General features: G+C 70.9%; 12 protein-coding genes. 5 read left to right on the top strand and 7 right to left on the bottom strand.

The annotated features are described in order from the left end of the window. Positions 1-91: 91 nt before the first annotated feature. On the bottom strand, positions 92-574 hold the full coding sequence (locus tag AB0A63_RS13750; protein ID WP_360389837.1) for a hypothetical protein: 483 nt from the start codon (positions 572-574) through the stop codon (positions 92-94). Positions 575-640: 66 nt separating this feature from the next. Here AB0A63_RS13750 and AB0A63_RS13745 point away from each other — a divergent pair, with 66 nt between their 5' ends. After that, entirely contained in the window at positions 641-1,297 is a 657-nt protein-coding gene (locus AB0A63_RS13745; protein WP_360389834.1) for a hypothetical protein, read from the top strand. On the opposite strand, the gene AB0A63_RS13740 is transcribed toward AB0A63_RS13745, so the two are convergent. Continuing rightward, positions 1,278-2,492, bottom strand: a complete 1,215-nt coding sequence (locus tag AB0A63_RS13740) for an MFS transporter (RefSeq protein WP_360389832.1) — start codon at positions 2,490-2,492, stop codon at positions 1,278-1,280. The two genes, AB0A63_RS13745 and AB0A63_RS13740, sit on opposite strands and share 20 nt — an antisense overlap. Positions 2,493-2,574: 82 nt before the next feature. On the opposite strand from AB0A63_RS13740, the gene AB0A63_RS13735 reads away from it, so the two are divergent. Further along, a complete protein-coding gene (locus AB0A63_RS13735) occupies positions 2,575-3,510 on the top strand; it encodes a LysR family transcriptional regulator (protein ID WP_360389829.1) in 936 nt (311 codons plus the stop codon). On the opposite strand, the gene AB0A63_RS13730 is transcribed toward AB0A63_RS13735, so the two are convergent. Beyond that, positions 3,498-4,346, bottom strand: coding sequence for a LysR family transcriptional regulator (locus AB0A63_RS13730; protein WP_360389826.1), 849 nt, complete (start codon positions 4,344-4,346; stop codon positions 3,498-3,500). The two genes, AB0A63_RS13735 and AB0A63_RS13730, sit on opposite strands and share 13 nt — an antisense overlap. Positions 4,347-4,415: 69 nt before the next feature. Between AB0A63_RS13730 and AB0A63_RS13725 the strand changes: the two genes are divergently transcribed. The 3 genes from AB0A63_RS13725 to AB0A63_RS13715 all read left to right on the top strand — a co-directional run bounded on the left by AB0A63_RS13725 (position 4,416) and on the right by AB0A63_RS13715 (position 8,386). Further along, the gene (locus AB0A63_RS13725) at positions 4,416-5,276 is read left to right on the top strand and encodes an EamA family transporter (RefSeq protein WP_360389824.1); all 861 of its coding nucleotides are present in this window, start codon (positions 4,416-4,418) and stop codon (positions 5,274-5,276) included. 41 nt (positions 5,277-5,317) lie between these two features. Further along, positions 5,318-7,303 (top strand): neutral/alkaline ceramidase, encoded by a 1,986-nt coding sequence (locus AB0A63_RS13720; RefSeq protein ID WP_360389821.1) that lies wholly within the window; start codon positions 5,318-5,320, stop codon positions 7,301-7,303. 147 nt (positions 7,304-7,450) lie between these two features. Then, positions 7,451-8,386 (top strand): alpha/beta hydrolase, encoded by a 936-nt coding sequence (locus AB0A63_RS13715; protein WP_360389818.1) that lies wholly within the window; start codon positions 7,451-7,453, stop codon positions 8,384-8,386. A 63-nt stretch (positions 8,387-8,449) separates the two neighbouring features. Here AB0A63_RS13715 and AB0A63_RS13710 read toward each other — a convergent pair whose 3' ends face one another. The 4 genes from AB0A63_RS13710 to AB0A63_RS13695 all read right to left on the bottom strand — a co-directional run bounded on the left by AB0A63_RS13710 (position 8,450) and on the right by AB0A63_RS13695 (position 16,848). Continuing rightward, positions 8,450-8,665 carry a hypothetical protein gene (locus AB0A63_RS13710; RefSeq protein WP_360389815.1) on the bottom strand — a complete coding sequence of 72 codons (216 nt, stop codon included), beginning with the start codon at positions 8,663-8,665 and terminating at the stop codon, positions 8,450-8,452. A gap of 213 nt (positions 8,666-8,878) precedes the next feature. Continuing rightward, complete coding sequence (locus tag AB0A63_RS13705) at positions 8,879-9,730, bottom strand: universal stress protein (protein ID WP_360389812.1); 852 nt, start codon at positions 9,728-9,730, stop codon at positions 8,879-8,881. A gap of 55 nt (positions 9,731-9,785) precedes the next feature. Further along, positions 9,786-13,118: a CARDB domain-containing protein gene (locus AB0A63_RS13700; protein WP_360389809.1), complete on the bottom strand. Its 3,333-nt coding sequence runs from the start codon at positions 13,116-13,118 to the stop codon at positions 9,786-9,788. Positions 13,119-13,143: 25 nt separating this feature from the next. Next, complete coding sequence (locus AB0A63_RS13695; protein ID WP_360389806.1) at positions 13,144-16,848, bottom strand: discoidin domain-containing protein; 3,705 nt, start codon at positions 16,846-16,848, stop codon at positions 13,144-13,146. Positions 16,849-17,117: the final 269 nt, after the last annotated feature.

Raw genomic sequence — 17,117 nt, 5'->3', positions numbered from 1 at the left:
GAGGCCGATGTCGGCGCCGTAGGTCAGCGCGTCGACGACCGGCTGCAGGAAGAACGACCCCGCGTCCTGCTCCTCGCCCACCCCCGCCGGGTCACGTCTGCGGCCACATCGAGTAGATGACGTTGTCCTCGTCGGCGCACACGACCTGCGGCATGATCCCCTCGGGGGCCTGGTTGCACGACATCGGGCCGATCTCGACCGGCGGCATGCCGGACATCGGCTCCCGGCGCTCGGTGTAGTAGTCGACCAGCACGGCCGCTGCCTGGTCGCAGTTCAGCCTCCCCGCGGGGGTCTCCACCACGACGGCCAGCATCGGCTTGCCGCGGGCGCCGGCGAAGGGGCGGTCGCAGAACTGCGAGGGCAGGCTCTCGTACTGCTCGGGAGGCACGCCGTCCAGTGCGGTCGCCTTGCCCGCCGTGGTGGTCGGCGTCTCCACCTGCCTGGTCGTCGGGTCGGCCGCAGTGGTGGTGGTCGTGGTGGTGGTGGTGTCCGCGCCGGTACCGGACCCGGTGACCTCCGAGGTGCAGCCCGTCGCGAGGACGGCCAGGAGCACCGGTGTGATCAAGAACCTCATGCCCGCTGAGGTCGGTGCCGACCGCGCCATCGTTACCCCGCCGCCCGGCCGCTAGCCTTCCGGCTCGTGCCGACCACCGACGAACAGGCGCGTCCCGCGGTGTTGCTGAACCCGCTGGAAGGCGATCCGACCGACGCCGACAGCCACATCGGCGGCCCGGTGCTGTGGCCGATCGACGAGCCGTGGCCGTGGTGCGACGGTGCCGCGCACGACCCCGCGAGCGGGGGCGAGCCGTTCGTCGGCGCCGTGCAGCTCTACCGGCGCGACTTCCCGGAGCTGCCCTTCCCGGACGGCACCGACGTGCTGCAGGTCTTCCTCTGCACCCTGCACCACGACCTCCCGCACGCCTACGGGCCGGACGTGCGGCTGGTGTGGCGCGACTCCGCGGCGGTGGTCGAGCTGGTCGAGGAGGAGCCGGAGCCGTCTGCGCAGGAGGAGCTCTACGTCCCCACGGTCAACGTGCTCGAACCCATCCGGTACACCGAGAGCGCCGAGAAGGTCTCGGGTGGCACGAAGATCGGCGGCTGGACCGCGTGGTGGCAGAGCGGCCCCGTCGAGTTCCACTGCCCCGAGTGCGGTGCGCTCCAGCGCCAGACGCTGTCGCTCGCGACGCACGAGCCGTCCGGTGACGACGTCGAGTGGGTGTTCGGCCGCGAGGGGAACCTGAACGTCTTCACCTGCACCGCGGACGTGCGGCACCCGGTCACGACGCACGTCGACTGAGCACCGCCACCCCGGCCAGCAGCACGAGCAGGAGCCCGGCGAACCACGTCATGGCGGTGGTCGGCGCGAGCCAGCGGGTAGCCAGGCCGATCGCCAGCGCCGGCACGCTCATGCCCAGGTAGGCGAGGAAGAACAGACCGGCCAGCGCCTCACCGCGGCGTGCGGGGGCCGCCATCGCCGCGACCGCGCCCACCGAGGACTTGAACTGCACGCCCGCGCCCACCCCGGCGACCGCGCCGCCGAGCAGGAACAGCGGGAGGCTTGTCGCGGTCATGCCGGCCACGACCAGCACGACGCCGAGCGCCTGCCCGCCGAGCCCCGCACCGCGACGGGCGGCGGGGGAGAGGCCGCCGGTCGCGGTCTGGGCGAGCGCGGCACCGCCGAAGACGATGAACACGACGAGCCCGGCCAGCGTGCGGGACGGGTGGTGCAGCTCGCCCGCCACGAAACCCGTGGAGACCGAGGAGAAGACGCCGAACACCGCGAACGAGGACACGGCGCCGGCCGCTGCGGCGAAGTAGGCCCTGCGGTCGCCGTGGTCCGCGCTGATCCGCTGCGGGCGGTAGGGGACCCTGCGGCGTTGCACGGTCTCCGGCGTCAGGGCGACGGCGGCGAGGGCCACGACGAGCAGCCCGGCCAGCACGACGTACGGGGTGCTCAGCGGGGTGGCCGAGTGCTGCGCGAGCACACCCGCGAGCAGGGCGCCGGTGCCGAGGCCGCCGATGTTCGCCGCGGTGGAGACGATCTCGAACCGGCGCGGGGAGGCACCGGGGCGGTGCCGGGTGTGCAGGTCGTGCAGGTAGGCGGTGGCGGTCGCGGCGATCATGCCGACGCCCAGCCCGTTGACCACGCGGGCGACGACCAGGACGGGCAGTGCCGTGCTGGTCAGGAACAGCACGGCGGAGACGACCTCCAGGCCGAGCGCGGGGAGCAGGACCTTCTTGCGGCCCACCCAGTCCGAGACGTGACCCGCGAGCACGAGGCTGATCACGACGCCGGCCGCGAACGCGGCGAACACGACGGTGACGGCGAAGGTCGAGAACCCCTCGCGGGCCACGTAGAGCGGGAAGAGGGGTGCGGGCACGGTCGAGTAGGCCATCGCGACGGCGAAGGCGAAGGCGACGGCCCAGAAACCGCGGCCGTGGGGCTTGCTGGTGGCGGTCGGGGCGACCGGTGTTTCGAGGAGCACGGACATGCCCCCACCCTGTGCCCGGCGGATCATCACGTCCAACGAAAGTTGCAGCTCGCGATCATCACCTTCTGAGATACTCGCTGGTGTGGACCTCCGTCAGCTGGAGTACTTCGTCGCGGTCGCCGAAGAGGGCAACTTCACCCGCGCCGCCGCCCGCGTGCACGTGGTGCAGTCGGCGGTCTCGGCCGCCATCAAGACCCTCGAACGCGACCTCGGCGCGCCGCTGCTCGACCGCAACTCCAAGCGGGTGCTGCTGACCGACGCGGGGGCGGCGCTGCTGCCCAGGGCGCAGGCCGTGCTGGACGCCGCCACCGAGGCCAGGAACGCCGTCGCGCAGGTGAAGGACGGGCTCACCGGCACGGTGCGGATCGGCACGCTCACCGCGATGACCCTGGTCGACCTGCCCGGCCTGCTCGGCGAGTTCCACCGCCGCCACCCCGGCGTGCAGGTGTGCACGCGTGCGGCGACCGGGGGTTCGGTGGGGCTGGTCGAGCAGCTGCTGGACCGCAGGCTCGACCTCTCCTTCGTGTCGCTGCCGGGGGAGGTGCCCGCCGGGATCGTCCTCGACGAGCTGGCGCACTCGGTCATGGACCTGGTGGTGCCCGACGACCACCCGCTGGCGCGCCGGCAAGAGGTGCCCATCACCGACCTCGCGGGCATGGACTTCATCGACTCGCCGCTGGGCTACGGCAACCGGGCCGTCGCGGACCGCGCGTTCACCGCGGCCGCCGTGCCGCGCCGGGTGACGCTGGAGATCTCGGACATCGTCACCGGCGTCGACTTCGTCCGCAACGGGCTGGGCATCGCGTTGCTGCCCGGCTACGTCCTCGGTGGCGCGCGGGGCGTGACGACGCTGCGGGTGACCGGTGCGGACCTGCGCTGGCCGATCGGGCTGGCCCGGCCCGCCGACCGCGCCCCGACCGCGGCGACCAGGGCGTTGATCGCGGTGGTGCACGAGGTGATGGCGCGACGGGCAGGTCCGCACCGGACGGGAATGGGAGCGCTTCCTCACCCCCGGTAGGCCTCGCAGGCCAGCGCGACCAGGTCCGTGAGGTGCCGCGGCGGCTGGTCCTTCCACCACGCGAGCCACACCGCGATCGGCGGCGCGTCCCGCACGACCCGGTAGGCGACGCCGGGACGCGGGTTGAGGTTGGCGGTGGCCTCCGACGTCATGCCGACGGCCTGGCCCGCCGCGATCAGCGTCAGCCACTCGTCGACGCTGCTCGTGGTGCGCACGACCGCGGGTGCCCCGCCGGGCTGCCACAGGTCCAGCGTGGTGGTGCCGGTGCGGTCGTCGATCGCCATCGCGTACTTCGCCAGGTCGGCGAGCTTGAGGGAACGCTTGCGCGCCAACGGGTTGTCCGTCGCGACCACGCCGTAGCGGCGTTCGGTGCCGAGCAGGGCCGTCTCGAACCTGGGGTCGTCGAGCGCGCGGCGGACCACCGCGACCTCGGCCGCGCCCTCCGCGAGGCCCGCTGACGCCGAGTTCGAGTGCACGAACACCAGCGGCAAGCCGGGATGGGCCGCGGCCCAGGCCTTCTGCACGCGCCGCGTGTGCCGGCCGAGCGCGGCCCAGGCGTAGCCGACGCGCAGCTCGGTGCGGGACTGCTCGACGACCAGGTGCAGGTGCGCGACCTCGTCCAGCACGCGGCGGGCACCGGCCAGCACCTGCGTGCCGGTCGGGGTCAGCGCCACGTGCCGGGTGGTGCGTTGCAGCAACCGGGCACCGAGTGCCGCCTCCAGCGCGGCGACCGACCGGGAGACCGACGCCTGCGTCAGGCCGAGCGTGGCGGCGGCGTCGGTGAACGTGCCCGCGTCGACCACCGCCACGAACGCGCGCAGGTGCCGGAAATCCATGCGTTCAGCGTATAGGTCGTGCGGCTCATGCATTTCCCGCATCGATGCGGCCGACGCAGGCTGGTGCGCATGAAGAGCACGGGAGCGTTCGCGACGATGACCGCCAGCGCGGCCAGCAACCAGCTCGGCGCCGCGGTGGGCGCCCACGCGTTCGCCGCCATCGGACCGGCCGGGGTGGTGGCGGTGCGCCAGTTCGTGGCCGCCGCCGTGCTGCTGCCGATGGCCAGGCCCAACCTGCGCCGGTTCACGTGGGCGCAGTGGTGGCCGACGATCGCGCTCGGCCTGGTGTTCGCGACGATGAACCTCAGCCTGTACATGGCGATCGACCGGATCGGTCTCGGCCTCGCCGTGACGCTGGAGGTGCTCGGGCCGCTCGGCGTCGCGCTGGCCGGGTCGCGCACGCGCCGCGACGTGCTGTTCGTGCTGGTCGCGGCGGTCGGGGTGTACGTGCTCGTGCTGCCCGGCCCGAGCAGCGACTACCTCGGTGTCGGCCTCGGCCTGCTGGCCGCGGGCTGCTGGGCCGCCTACATCCTGCTCAACCGGCTGGTCGGCGCGCGGCTGCCGGGGTTGCAGGCGCCCGCCGTCGCGACGGCGATGTCGGCGACGCTCTACGTCCCGGTCGCGGTGCTGCTGGTGGTGCACGGGAAGCTGACCGGGATGTCGGTCCTGTACGCGATCGGCGCCGGTGTCTTCTGCAGCGTGGTGCCCTACGCGGTCGATGTGATCGCTCTCAGGAAGGTTCCCGCGCGCCTGTTCGGACTGGCGATGAGCGTTCACCCGGTGCTCGCCGCACTGGCCGGGCTGGTGGTGCTCGGGGAGGAGCTGGCGCCGCACCACTGGGCCGGGATCTTGCTCGTCGTGACCGCCAACGCACTCGCCGTCACTTGCTCGAAGTGGTCTGGATCACCTACCGTGGCTCCTGAAATGTGAATCCCATTCACTTCAGCGGGGTGTCCATGCGGACAGCAGTCATGACGGTCGTTGCGGCACTGGCGGGAGCGGCACTGGTCAGCGGACCGTCCGCGTGGGCGGAACCCGAGCCCTACCTCGTCGGCCGCGGCATCTCCGACGTCACCGGCCCGGCCGCCGAGAACGGCATGATGGGCTACTCGAAGTTCGACCAGAAGACGACCGGCATCCACCAGCGGCTGCGGTCGCGGGCCTACATCGTGGTCGACCGCGCCACGAACAAGCGCGTCGCGTACGTCAACGCCGACCTCGCGATGATCTTCCGCGCGGTCCAGGAGGGCGTGCTCGCGAAGCTCCAGCCGCGCTACGGCACCACCTACACCCGCGAGAACCTGCTGCTGTCGGCCACCCACACGCACTCCGGCCCCGGCGGCTACTCGCACAACCTCGCCTACAACCTGTCGATCCTCGGCATGCAGCCGCAGGCGCTCGCCGCCGTGGTCGACGGCATCACCGAGTCGATCGTCGAGGCGCACGAGGACCTCAGGCCCGGTTCGGTGTCGCTGGGCTTCGGCGAGCTGACCAACGCCTCGGTCAACCGGTCGCGGGTGGCGTTCGACCGCAACCCGGACAAGGGGTTCTTCCCGCAGGGCATCGACCCGCAGATGACCGTGCTGCGGTTCAGGCAGTCCGGTGCCGACGTCGGCGCGATCAGCTGGTTCGCCACGCACAACACCTCGGTCACCAACGCCAACACGCTGATCTCCCCGGACAACAAGGGCTACGCGGCCTACCAGTGGGAGCACGACGACGAGGGCGTGCGGTACCTGGACAACGCACCGGGCTTCGTCGCCGCCTTCCCGAACACCAACGCCGGCGACATGTCGCCGAACCTCAACCTCAAGCCCGGCTCCGGTCCCACCGAGAACGAGTGGGAGAACGCCCGCATCATCGGCGAGCGCCAGAACCGCAAGGCGCAGGAGATCTACAACGGGCCGCGCGCGGAGCTGTCCGGCGGTGTCGACTCGCGGATGCGGTTCGTGGACATGTCGACCGTGCAGGTCGAGGGCCGCTACACGACCACCGGCCAGCCGGGCACGACCTGCTCGGGCGTCGTCGGCGCCTCCACCATCGCGGGCAGCGTCGAGGACGGCCCCGCGATCCCCGGCTTCTCCGAGGGCATGCAGTCGCCGCTGAAGAAGCTGTTCGAGCCGCTGAACGTCGAGGTGCCGCAGTGGCTGCGGGACTGCCAGTTCCCCAAGGCGTCCCTGGTGCCCACCGGTCTGGTCGCGGCGACGCCGAACGTGCTGCCGCTGCAGCTCGTCCGCATCGGCCAGCTGCACCTCGTGGCGGTGCCCGGTGAGGTCACGATCACCGCGGGTCTGCGCATCCGCCAGTCGGTGGCCGCCGAGCTGGGCGTGCCGGTGCGCACCGTCCTGATCCAGGGCTACGCCAACGACTACAGCCAGTACGTCACCACGCCGGAGGAGTACGACTCGCAGCAGTACGAGGGCGGCTCCACCCTGTTCGGCCGCAACACCACGCCCGCCTACCAGCAGGAGTTCGGCAAGCTGGCGGCGTCGATGAAGAACGGCACCACGCTGCCCGCCGGTCCGGTGCCGGGCAGGCCGCCGTTCACCGACATCAACCTGCAGACCGGTGTGGTGCTGGACGACAAGCCCGCCGACAAGAGCTACGGCTCGGTGCTGAACGCGCTCAAGCCGTCCTACGCGCGCGGTGAGACCGTCACGGCCGTGTTCGTCACCGGGCACCCGAAGAACAACCTGCGCCGCAACGGGACGTTCCTGGAGGTGCAGCGGCAGGTGAACGGCACCTGGGTGCGCGTGGCCGACGACGGCGACTGGGCGACGCGCTACCGGTGGGAACGCGTCGGGATCGCGTTCTCGAACGCCACGATCACCTGGCAGGTCCCGGCGGACACGCCCGCGGGCACCTACCGGATCGTGCACCACGGCGACGAGAAGTCCGGCTGGACCGGGAGGGTCACCGGCTTCACCGGGGCGACCTCCGCGTTCACGGTCGGCTAGACCGCCTGTGCGGGGAGGTGGCGGGGCACGTCCGACGACGTGCCCCGCCGCGGTTATTCCGGGCTGCGATGAGGCAGTGATTACGTTGTGTACGATTTAATCGCGCACTAGTTTTATGGCACCACCCCGGAACGCCAGGAGGAAGTCATGAAGCGCCCCGTCCTCGAACCCGCCGCCGCCGAGTTCGCCGCCGCCACCGCGAAGCCGCCGTTCCTGTCCGACCTGGGACCGGAGGAGGGCCGCAGGACGGTCGACGAGGTGCAGTCCGGTGAGATCGCCAAGCCCGAGGTCGACGAGGAGTGGGTCGAGCTCGACGGCTTCCGGGTCCGCGTCGTCAAGCCGGTCGGTGCCACCGGCCCGCTGCCCGTGGTCCTCTACATCCACGGCGCCGGCTGGGTGTTCGGCAACGCCCACACCCACGACCGCCTGGTCCGCGAGCTCGCCGCGGGCACCGGCGCGGCCGTCGTGTTCCCCGACTACTCGCTCTCGCCGGAGGCCCGCTACCCGGTCGCGATCGACCAGAACTACGCCGCCGCGCGCTGGGTCGTCGCCGAGGGCGCCGCGCACGGCCTCGACGCCACCCGCATCGCCGTCGCCGGTGACTCGGTCGGCGGCAACATGAGCGCCGCGCTGACGCTGCAGGCCAAGGAACGCGGCGACGTGCCGCTCAAGGCCCAGGTGCTGTTCTACCCGGTGACCGACGCGTCCTTCGACACCGACTCCTACCTGCAGTTCGCCGAGGGCTACTTCCTGCGCCGCGACGCCATGCAGTGGTTCTGGGACCAGTACACGACGAACCCGGTGGAGCGCGCGGAGATCACCGCGTCCCCGCTGCGCGCCACGACCGAGCAGCTCGCCGGGCTGCCGCAGGCACTGGTGATCACCGCGGAGGCCGACGTGCTGCGCGACGAGGGCGAGGCCTACGCGGACAAGCTGCGCGAGGCAGGCGTCCCCGTCACCGCCGTCCGCTACGCCGGTGTGATCCACGACTTCGTGATGCTGAACGCGCTGCGCGGCACGCACGCCGCCGAGGCCGCGATCAAGCAGGCGGTCGCGTTCCTGCGCGAGGCGCTCGCGAAGTAGTCACGGCCCACGACCTCCGGTCCTGCCACCGCGCGTGGCAGGACCGGTCGCCGTCCGGGCCGGTCAGCCGCCGGCCCGCTGCGTGCGCGTGACCTGGAACGGCGTGCCCTGCTGGCAGGTCGTCATCGCGCCGGGCTCCGCACGCCCGCTCACCTCCACCACGGCACCGGCCACCGCGATGGCGGGGTCGGCGCCGAGCAGGAGGTACTGGGCGGTGCCCGTGTCGAGCAGCAGGCACCCGGACTCCACGCCACCGGAGACCGTGCCGCGCACCGTCATCCCCGGCTCCAGGGCACGCGACGGCGTCGTCCTGGGCGGCAATGGGGTCGAGGAGGGCGGGAGCGGCGCGGGGAGGCTCGATGACGCCGCCGGTGCGGACGTCGAGGGTGTCGGGGTCGTGACGCTCGACCCGGGGACCCCCGGTGGTTCCGCGCCGGCGCATCCGGTCAGGGCCAAGCACGTCACCAGCACGGCCACCCCGCGCATCTCACGTCACCTCCGGTGGACCACCGCGACCGGACACGGCGCGTGGTGCAGCACAGCGTGGCTCACCGAGCCCAGAATTGCACGTGCCACGGCACCGCGGCCGTGACTTCCCACCGCGAGCAGGGCGGCACCGTCGGCCGCCTGGAGCAGTGCGCGGGCCGGTGCCTCGAACGCGACCTCCGCGGCCACCTGGACGGTGGGGTGGCGTTCCCGGTGCGGGGCCAGCTGCTCGTCGAGGACCTTCGCGAGGTCCGCGCGCACGTGGTCCCAGTCCTGCTCGGGCAGCTCCGCCCAGCCGACGTCGGTCCACGCGTAGACCGCGAGCAGGTCGCGGCCGTGGCGTTCGGCGAAGGAGAACGCGAACTCGATGGCCTCCGCGGACGTCTCGGAGCCGTCGATGCCGACGACCACCCGGCCGTCGAGCGGGCCGCTGCGGGTCACCACGACCGGCCGGCCGCCGATCGAGACCAGTTCGGCGGCGGTGGAGCCGAGGAACATCTCGGCGAGGCCGGTGCGGCCGGAGGAACCGAGCACCAGCAGCTCACCGGGCTCGTCGGCCAGCACGTCGACCGGGCGGCCGATCTTCACGTCCGTCGAGAGCTGCAGCGAGGGCCAGGTCTGCCGGACCTCCTGCGCCAGCTCGGCGAGGTGGTCCTCGGCTGCGCGGGCCATCGTCTCCTCGGTCACGAACTCGGGGACCGGGGCGGACACCGGCGTGAACACCGGTTCCGGCAGCGGGGCCCGCACACCGTGCACCACCCGCAACGCCGCCCCGCACCGGGAAGCCTCCTCCGCGCCCCACAGCACCGCGCGCTTCGCCTGGTCAGAGCCGTCGAACCCGACAACGACCGTCGACATGGAAAACCACCTCCAAACGGGGTAATACCCGTTTGGAGGTGGTTCTAAAGAGGATCTACCGGTTGATGACGAACTGCGAGCCCGGCTCGATCGTGACGTCACCGTCGCGCGAGTTGGTGATCGTCACGTTCGTCAGCTTCGCCGAACCGCGGGCCTGGGCCATCGCGAGGATGCCGGAGCCGTTGTTCGACCTGTCGATGCGGACGTTGGTGATCTGCACGTCCGGCATGCCGGAGCCGCCGCCCTTGAACTGGATCCCGTCGTAGGTCGAGTCGAGGATCTCGGTGTCGCGGATGACGACGCCGGGGATCGGCAGGTTCTGCGAGAACAGCGTGATGGCGCCGAACTCCTGCGCCTCACCCCAGAACGCGCCGCCGGTGCGGTACAGGACGTTGTTGGCGAGCGTCGTCGTCCCGCCGAAGGGCAGCGGGTCGTGGTCGGTCGCCAGCATGATGCCGGGGTAGTTCGCCGTGTCGGAGATGATGTTGTTCTCCGCGCGGTTGTTCGACCCGCCGTAGATCGCGATCCCGTTGGCACGCCACGGAAGCGCGATCGTGTTGTTCAGGAACGCGTTGCCGCTGCCGGCATCGGTGTTCTGGTCCTTCACGTACTTCGACGCCCACACGGCCAGCGCGTCGTCGCCCGTGGTGCGGAACGACGAGTTGAAGACCGTGGAGTTGCGGGTGCCGTTGGTGAAGTTGATGCCGTCGGCGTAGGTGTCGCGGATGCGCATGCCGCTGAACTGCAGGCCGTCGCCGGGGTTCCAGCGGTCGGGCAGGTTGGTGTAGTCGCGGCCGACCCAGACGCCGACGTTGGCGTGCTCGATCCACACGTTGGTGACCCTGGTGTTCTTGCCGAACCGGCCGTTGAGCCCGACACCGCCCTCGGCACCGCCGTCACCGCCGCGGATCCGGCCGGAGCCGAAGATCGCGATGTCGGAGATCTGCGTGTTGTCGTCGACGTCGAACCCGAAGTTGCCCTCGTGCGGGTGGTTGATCGTGCCCGCGTCCTGCGGCTGGATCAGCGAGAACAGCTGCGAGTGCCACATGCCGGCGCCGCGGATCGTCACGTTGCGGATGCCGACCTGGTTGTCCCCGCCGCTGTTGAACACGGTGAGGATCTTCTTCTCCTGGCGGAACCGGCCGGCCGGGATCCAGACGCAGGGGATCTCCCCGTTCTGGTCGGCGGTCACGGCGCGCTGCAAGGCGTCGGTGTCGTCGGTCTGGTCGTCGGCCGTGGCACCGTACTGCGTGATCGAGACGCACTCGGCGGGCTTCTGCGCCGCCGGTGCGACCTGCTCCAGGTCGATCAGGTCGATCACGTAGAACTGCGCGGTGTCACCGGAGTCGCGCTGCAGCTTGAACTTCGTGCCCGCGGGGTAGGAGCTCGCGAGCAGCGCCTGGGACTCGTCGAACAACCGGCGGGCGTCGCCACCGGGGCGGTTCGTGAGGCCCTCGGGGTCGTCGGTCGTGCCGTAGAGCCAGCTGTGGCGCGAGGAGAACGTCAGCTTCCGCACGAACTGGTCGTTGGCGTACAGGCTGATCGTCGCCTCCTGGCCGCCGCCACCGGCCGCGTCCGGGATGGAGTTGCGCACGACGATCGAGTTCGTGCTGACCGTCGAGGTGATCTCCACGAACTGGCCCTGCGCGTCGAGGCGCACCGACTTGCGGCCAGAGGACTCGGAACCGAAGTTGGTGTGCCCGAACGTGCGCTTCGCGTCGGCCTCCAGCAGCGTGCCGTTGTGGCGGCCCGCTTCGGCCTCGTAGCTCGTGAACGGCACCGACGCGCCGCGTCCGACCACGATGGACCGGGTGGCGGTGTTGTTGTTCTCGTTGGTCTCCGCCACCACGTTGGTGGCGTCGGCGGTCGCGGTGGCCGTGGCGCCGCCGTTGGTGGCGGTCCAGGTGCCGACGGTGACCGTGACGGTCTGACCGGCGTTGATGGCGGAGGTGGTGGCGTTCAGGGTGCTGCCGCCGACGACCACGCGGGTCACCGAGGCGCCTGCCGCCGACGTGCCGCGGTTGTTGACCTGCACCGCGAACGTCACCTGCTGGCCCGCCGCCGGGGACGACGGGTTCGGCGTGACGCCGGTGACCTGCAGGTCCGGACCCGGTGCCTGGCCGACGACCAGGGGCGAGCCGGAGGTGAAGGTGTTGTTGCCCTCGTTGGTCTCCGCGACCTGGTTGGCCGGGTCGACGGTGGCCGAGACCGCGTACGACCCGGCGCCCCGCCGGCCGGCGCTGACGGTGACGGTGGTCGTGGCGCCCGCCGCGAGCGCGCCGACCTGCGCGGTGCCCGCGGTCGTGCCGCCGAGCGCGACGTTCAGGGTCGTCGCGCCGGAGGCGACCGTGCCGCCGTTGCGCACGGTGGCGGAGAGACTGATCGAGTCGGCCTCACTGGGGCTGGCCGGCGACCACGTCAGGTTCGTGACCGTCAGGTCGGGCGCCGGTGCGGAGGAGCCGAACACCTGGAACTCGGCGACCTGGCCGCCGGGCGCGCCCGTGTTGGAGTAGAAGTGCAGCCGCACGTCCGACGCCCTGCCGCTCACCGCGATGGTGACCGTGTTGCCGGTGGCCGGGTCGAACCGGTGGTCCGCCCGCGCCTTCAGCGTCGCGAACGCGGTCGCGCTCGCCTCACGGCCCAGCACCTCGAAGTTCTGCGTCCGCGCACCCCACGCCGAGTCGGGGTTGAGCTTCACGACGACGGAGGTGATGTCCGCGTTCGAGCCCAGCTTCGCGGTCAGGTGACCGGGCAGGCCGTTGGACTCCCAGTACGAGCCGGTGCTGCCGTCGACCGCGTTGGCGGCGACGAAGTCGTGCACGTGCCCGGACTCCTCGACCGGCTTGCCCGCCGCGAGGTTGGCGCCGGTGGGCGGCGGGTCGACCGAGCCGGACTCGCCGTGCACCTCGAACTCGCTGAGCTGCGCGGTCTGCCAGCCGGTGTTCGCGGTGACCGTGACGCGCACGTACCGGACGCTGGTCGCGCCGAAGTCGAGCGTCACCGTGTTGTTCGAGCCGGGCGAGAACACCCTGCCACTCGACCCGGTGAGGTCGCTGAACTGCGAGCCGTTGGAACTCCCTTGCACGGCCAGCGTCTGCGTGCGCTGCTCCCAGTTCGAGGGCAGCCGCAGCACGACCTTGCTGACGCTCTTCGCGGCACCGAGGTCGGCCTGCAGCCACTGCGGGAATGCGCCGTTGGCGCTCTCCCAGTAGCTGCCCTGGTTGCCGTCACCGGCGTTCCCGGCCCCGTACGGGCCGTTGCTGCTGGACGCGGTCAGGTTCGCGGACAGGCGGACGACCGCTGCTCCCGCCGTGGGTGTCAATCCGAACAGTGCGAGTGCGCTGACGACCGCAGCGCTCACCGCACGCCTCATGAGCGTGGATTTCATGGACTTGTCCTTCGCGGCAGGGGTATCAGTTGATGGTGATCTTGAAGGTGGACGTCGTGTTCCTGATGTCCTGGAAGTTGTTGCTGAAGCGCAGGCCGTTGAACGTGACCTCGCCGACGGCGGGACCCTGGTTGGGTTCCGGCATCTCGTTGACCCACAGGCCGAAACCGGACTTGGCGTCGAACGCGTCGCCGGACTTGCGCGCTCCGGAGATGCTCACGTTGGACAGCACCGTGTCCTGGAAGACGTTCTCGGCGGCGCCGTTGTACTTGGTCTGGAACATGATCCCGCTGTAGGTCGGGTCGATGATCTCGACGTCGCTCACCCGGATGCCGGTGTACTTCTTGGAGGCGGAGAACATCCAGATCGCGCCGAACGTCTGCGCACCCCAGAAGTGACCGCCGGAGCGGACCAGGGTGAGGCCGCTGAACGTCGTCGGCTCCGGCCCGAAGTCCTCCATCGGGTAGCCGAAGTCGAGCGAGCTGATCGTCACCGCCGAGTAGGTCAGGGTGTCGGCGACGTAGATGTTGCGGAACGTGTTGAGCTTGCCGCCGTAGACCGCGAGACCGGCCGCGCGCCACGGCGTGAGCACCGACAGGTTCTCGAAGACGTTGTTCTGCTGGCCGCTGCCGCCGTTGTCGGTGGCGGCGAACAACGCGAACGCGTCGTCACCGGTCGAGCGGGCCTCGATGTTGGCGACGCGGTTGCCCGACGAGCCGTTCGTCATGTTCAGGCCGTCCGCGTACATGTCGCGGATGCGGTTGTCGCGGATGACGTTGTTGTCGACGTTGTTGCCCCAGAACAGGCACATCATGTGCTCGACCCAGATGTTCTCGATGGTCATGTTCTGGACGCCCGCGAGGTCGAACACCTTTCCCGGTCCGTTGATGCGGGCGGTGTAGTTGCCGAACACGGCGAACCCGCTGAACGTCGAGCCGTTGGCGGACGACTGCGCGGAGAAGCCGATGTCGGTGTTCTCCTGCGACAGCGGTGCCTGGAAGCGGGTGAACCAGGGGCCGGCGCCGACCACCCTGACCGCCTTGCCGTAGACCTGGAACTTCTGCGCCGTCTGGTAGGTGCCCGCGGGCAGGTAGACGCCGACGAGGGTGCCGGTCGTGTCCATCCGGACGCGGTCCAGGGCGTTCTGCACGTCCTGGTGGGTGAACCCGGCGGGCACGGCGTAGCGTGCGGCGTCGGGGTTCGCGGCGGCCGTCACCTGTTCGAAGTTCACGAAGTCGATCGCGTAGTTCGTGGTGTTGGCCGCGTCCTTCTGCAGCTTGATCTTCGTGCCCGCCGGGAACGTGGAACCGAGCACCACGTTGGCCTCGTCGTAGACGTGGCGCGGCCCGCCCGCTCCCGGCGAGTTGCCCGGCTCGGCCTCGTTGCCGTACTGCCACATGTACTTCGACGTCAGGTCGATCGCCTTGTGGAACTGGCCGTTGACGTAGACGTTGAGGGTGCTCGTGATGCCGCCGCCACCGGAGCTGTCCGGGATGGAGAACCGGGTGACGAGCGTGTTCGTCGGAACGGACGTCGTGAACTCGACCGACTGACCGGTGCCGGTCAGCGTGACGGCACGGCGGCCGGACGCCTCACCGGCGAGGTCGCCGATCGTGCGGTTCGGGCTGAGGACCTGCGCGCCACCGCCGGCGGTCGCGTCCTCGGCTTCCACGTGCTGCCACGGGACGCTCGCGCCGCGGCCGATGAACAGCGACTGCTCGCTGGTGTTGTTGCCCTGCTTGGCGGGGATCTCGTTGCCGTCGTTCGCGATGACCGTGCGGACGGTGTAGCGGCCGTTGGCGGCGGTCCAGGTGCCGAGGGTGACCGGGGCGGTCGTCGCACCGGCGCCGATCGTGCCGGTGTGGCTGCCGGTGAGCGTGCGGACGGTCTGGCCGCTGCTGTTCAGGACCGTGACCGTGATGCCGTGTGCTCCGGTCGCGCTCGCGATGCTGCCCTGGTTCTTCAGCGCGACGCTGAACGTGGTGGTCTGGCCGTTGCCCGGGTTGCTCGGGGACCAGGACGGCACGGCGACCAGGTCGGAGCTCGGGACCGGTGTCACGACGAGCCGGTCGGGGTGGACGCGGGCGTTGTTGGTCTCGTTCTGCTCCGCCACCTTCCCGGTCTCGTCGACCTTGGCGGTGTACTCGTACGAACCCTCCGGACGAGCGGAGACCGCGGTGCTCACGTTCGCCTGCGCACCGGCCGCGAGGGCGGCGACCTGAGCCGTGCCGACCGCGGTGGTGCCGAGGAAGAACGTCACGTCGGTAGCTCCCGACGCGGCACTGCCGGCGTTGCGGACGGTGGCGTTGAGCGTGATCCGGTCGGTCTCGACGGGGGCCGTGGGCGTGAACGACGTCGCGGTGACGGTGAGGTCGGGGTTCGGGGCAGGGGTGCCGAACACCTGGACCTCCGCCACCTGGGCGCCGGGCGCGCCGGTGTTGGACGTGAACCGCAGCTGCACGTCGGCGACCCTGGCGGCCGCGCTGATCGTGACGCTGTTGCCGCTCGCCGGGTCGAAGCGGTGGTCGCGGCCGGCCACCAGGCTGGTGAACGCGGTGGCGTCCTGCGCACGGCCGAGGACCTCGACGTTCTGCGTGCGGGCGCCCCAGGCCTGGTCGGGGTTGAGCTTGACCACGACCGACGAGACGTCGGCGTTCGAGCCGAGCCCGACGGTCAGCGTGCCGGGGAAGCCGTTGGACTCCCAGTAGGTCTGCACGTTGCCGTCGTTGGCGTTGGCGGCGACGAAGGTGTGCACGTTGTGGTTCGCGGTGACCGGCTTGCCCTGCGCCAGGTTCTGGCCCGTCGCACCCTCGCGCGTGACGGAGCCGCTGGCGGCTGACTGGTTCCCCGCCGCGTCCTTCGCGACGACGTGGTAGGTCACCCGCAGGCCGTCGGGCTGGGTGTCGGTGTAGGTGGTGCCGGTGACCGCGGTGCGCAGGCTGCCGTTGGCGAAGACGTCGTACCCGGTGACGCCCACGTTGTCGGTGCTCGCCGACCAGGTGAGCCGGACCTGACCGGACTGCGGCTGGGTGAACGCGAGGTTCGCCGGCGCGGACGGCGCCTGCGTGTCACCGGTCGCCGGTCCGTGCACCTCGAACTCGCTCAGCTGCCCCGCGGGCCAGCCGGTGTTCGCGGTGATGCGGAGCCGGACGTACCGCGTGGTCGCGGCGGTGAAGTCGATGGTGGCGGTGTTGGCCGCGGCCGGGTTGAACTCGTAGCCCCGCGCCGCCACCAGGTCCGTGAAGGAGCTGCCGTCCGTGCTGCCCTGGACGGCGATCGTCTGGGTGCGCGTGCCCCAGTTCGCGGCCGGCAGCTTCAGCACGACCCGGTCGGCCTTGGTCGCGGAGCCCAGGTCGGCCTGGATCCACTGCGGGAACGCGTTGTTCGCGCTCTCCCAGTACGTCGACTGGTCGCCGTCGCCCGCGTTGCCCGGCCCGTAGCCCTGGTTGGTGCTGCTGGCGGTGAGGGTGGCGGCCAGCCTGGCGCTCGCCTGCGCCTCGTGGACCTGGAGCTTCGCCGTGGTCTTCGTGGCGCGGACGTGCTTGGCGAGGGTCGGGTCGACGCGGAAGGTGACCTTGCCGTCCCGGAAGGTGTGCGGCTGTTCCGCGACGAGCGTGGACCAGCCTCTGCCGTCCAGGCTCGTCTGCACGGCGAACGTCTCCGTGCCGGCACCGGCCTTGGTGAGGGTGACCTCGTCGATCCTGGTCTGCTGCGCGAGGTCCAGGCTCACCGGCGCGGCCTGTGCGGCAGGGGCGACGACCAGCGTCGCGGCGGTGAGGGTTGCTGCGGCTAACGGGGCTAGCAGGGAGCGAGCGCGTGTCGTCGGTGACATGGCGTGCTTGGCCCTTCTCGGTGGGGACGCGAGGGGGTGTGGCGCGCCTCACCGTAGAAGTGACCAGCAGATTACCGCAATATCTCGACGTGATTGCGCAAATTTGCGACAGAGCGCTCTGAACAGGAAAGACGGGTGCTTCGAGGCGGGGTTGAGTGGCCTTTTGC

Origin of the sequence: Lentzea sp. NPDC042327, from assembly GCF_040647275.1 — a bacterium.
In the GTDB taxonomy this organism is placed as follows: Bacteria; Actinomycetota; Actinomycetes; order Mycobacteriales; family Pseudonocardiaceae; genus Lentzea.
This window is presented reverse-complemented; position numbering and strand designations above follow the sequence as displayed.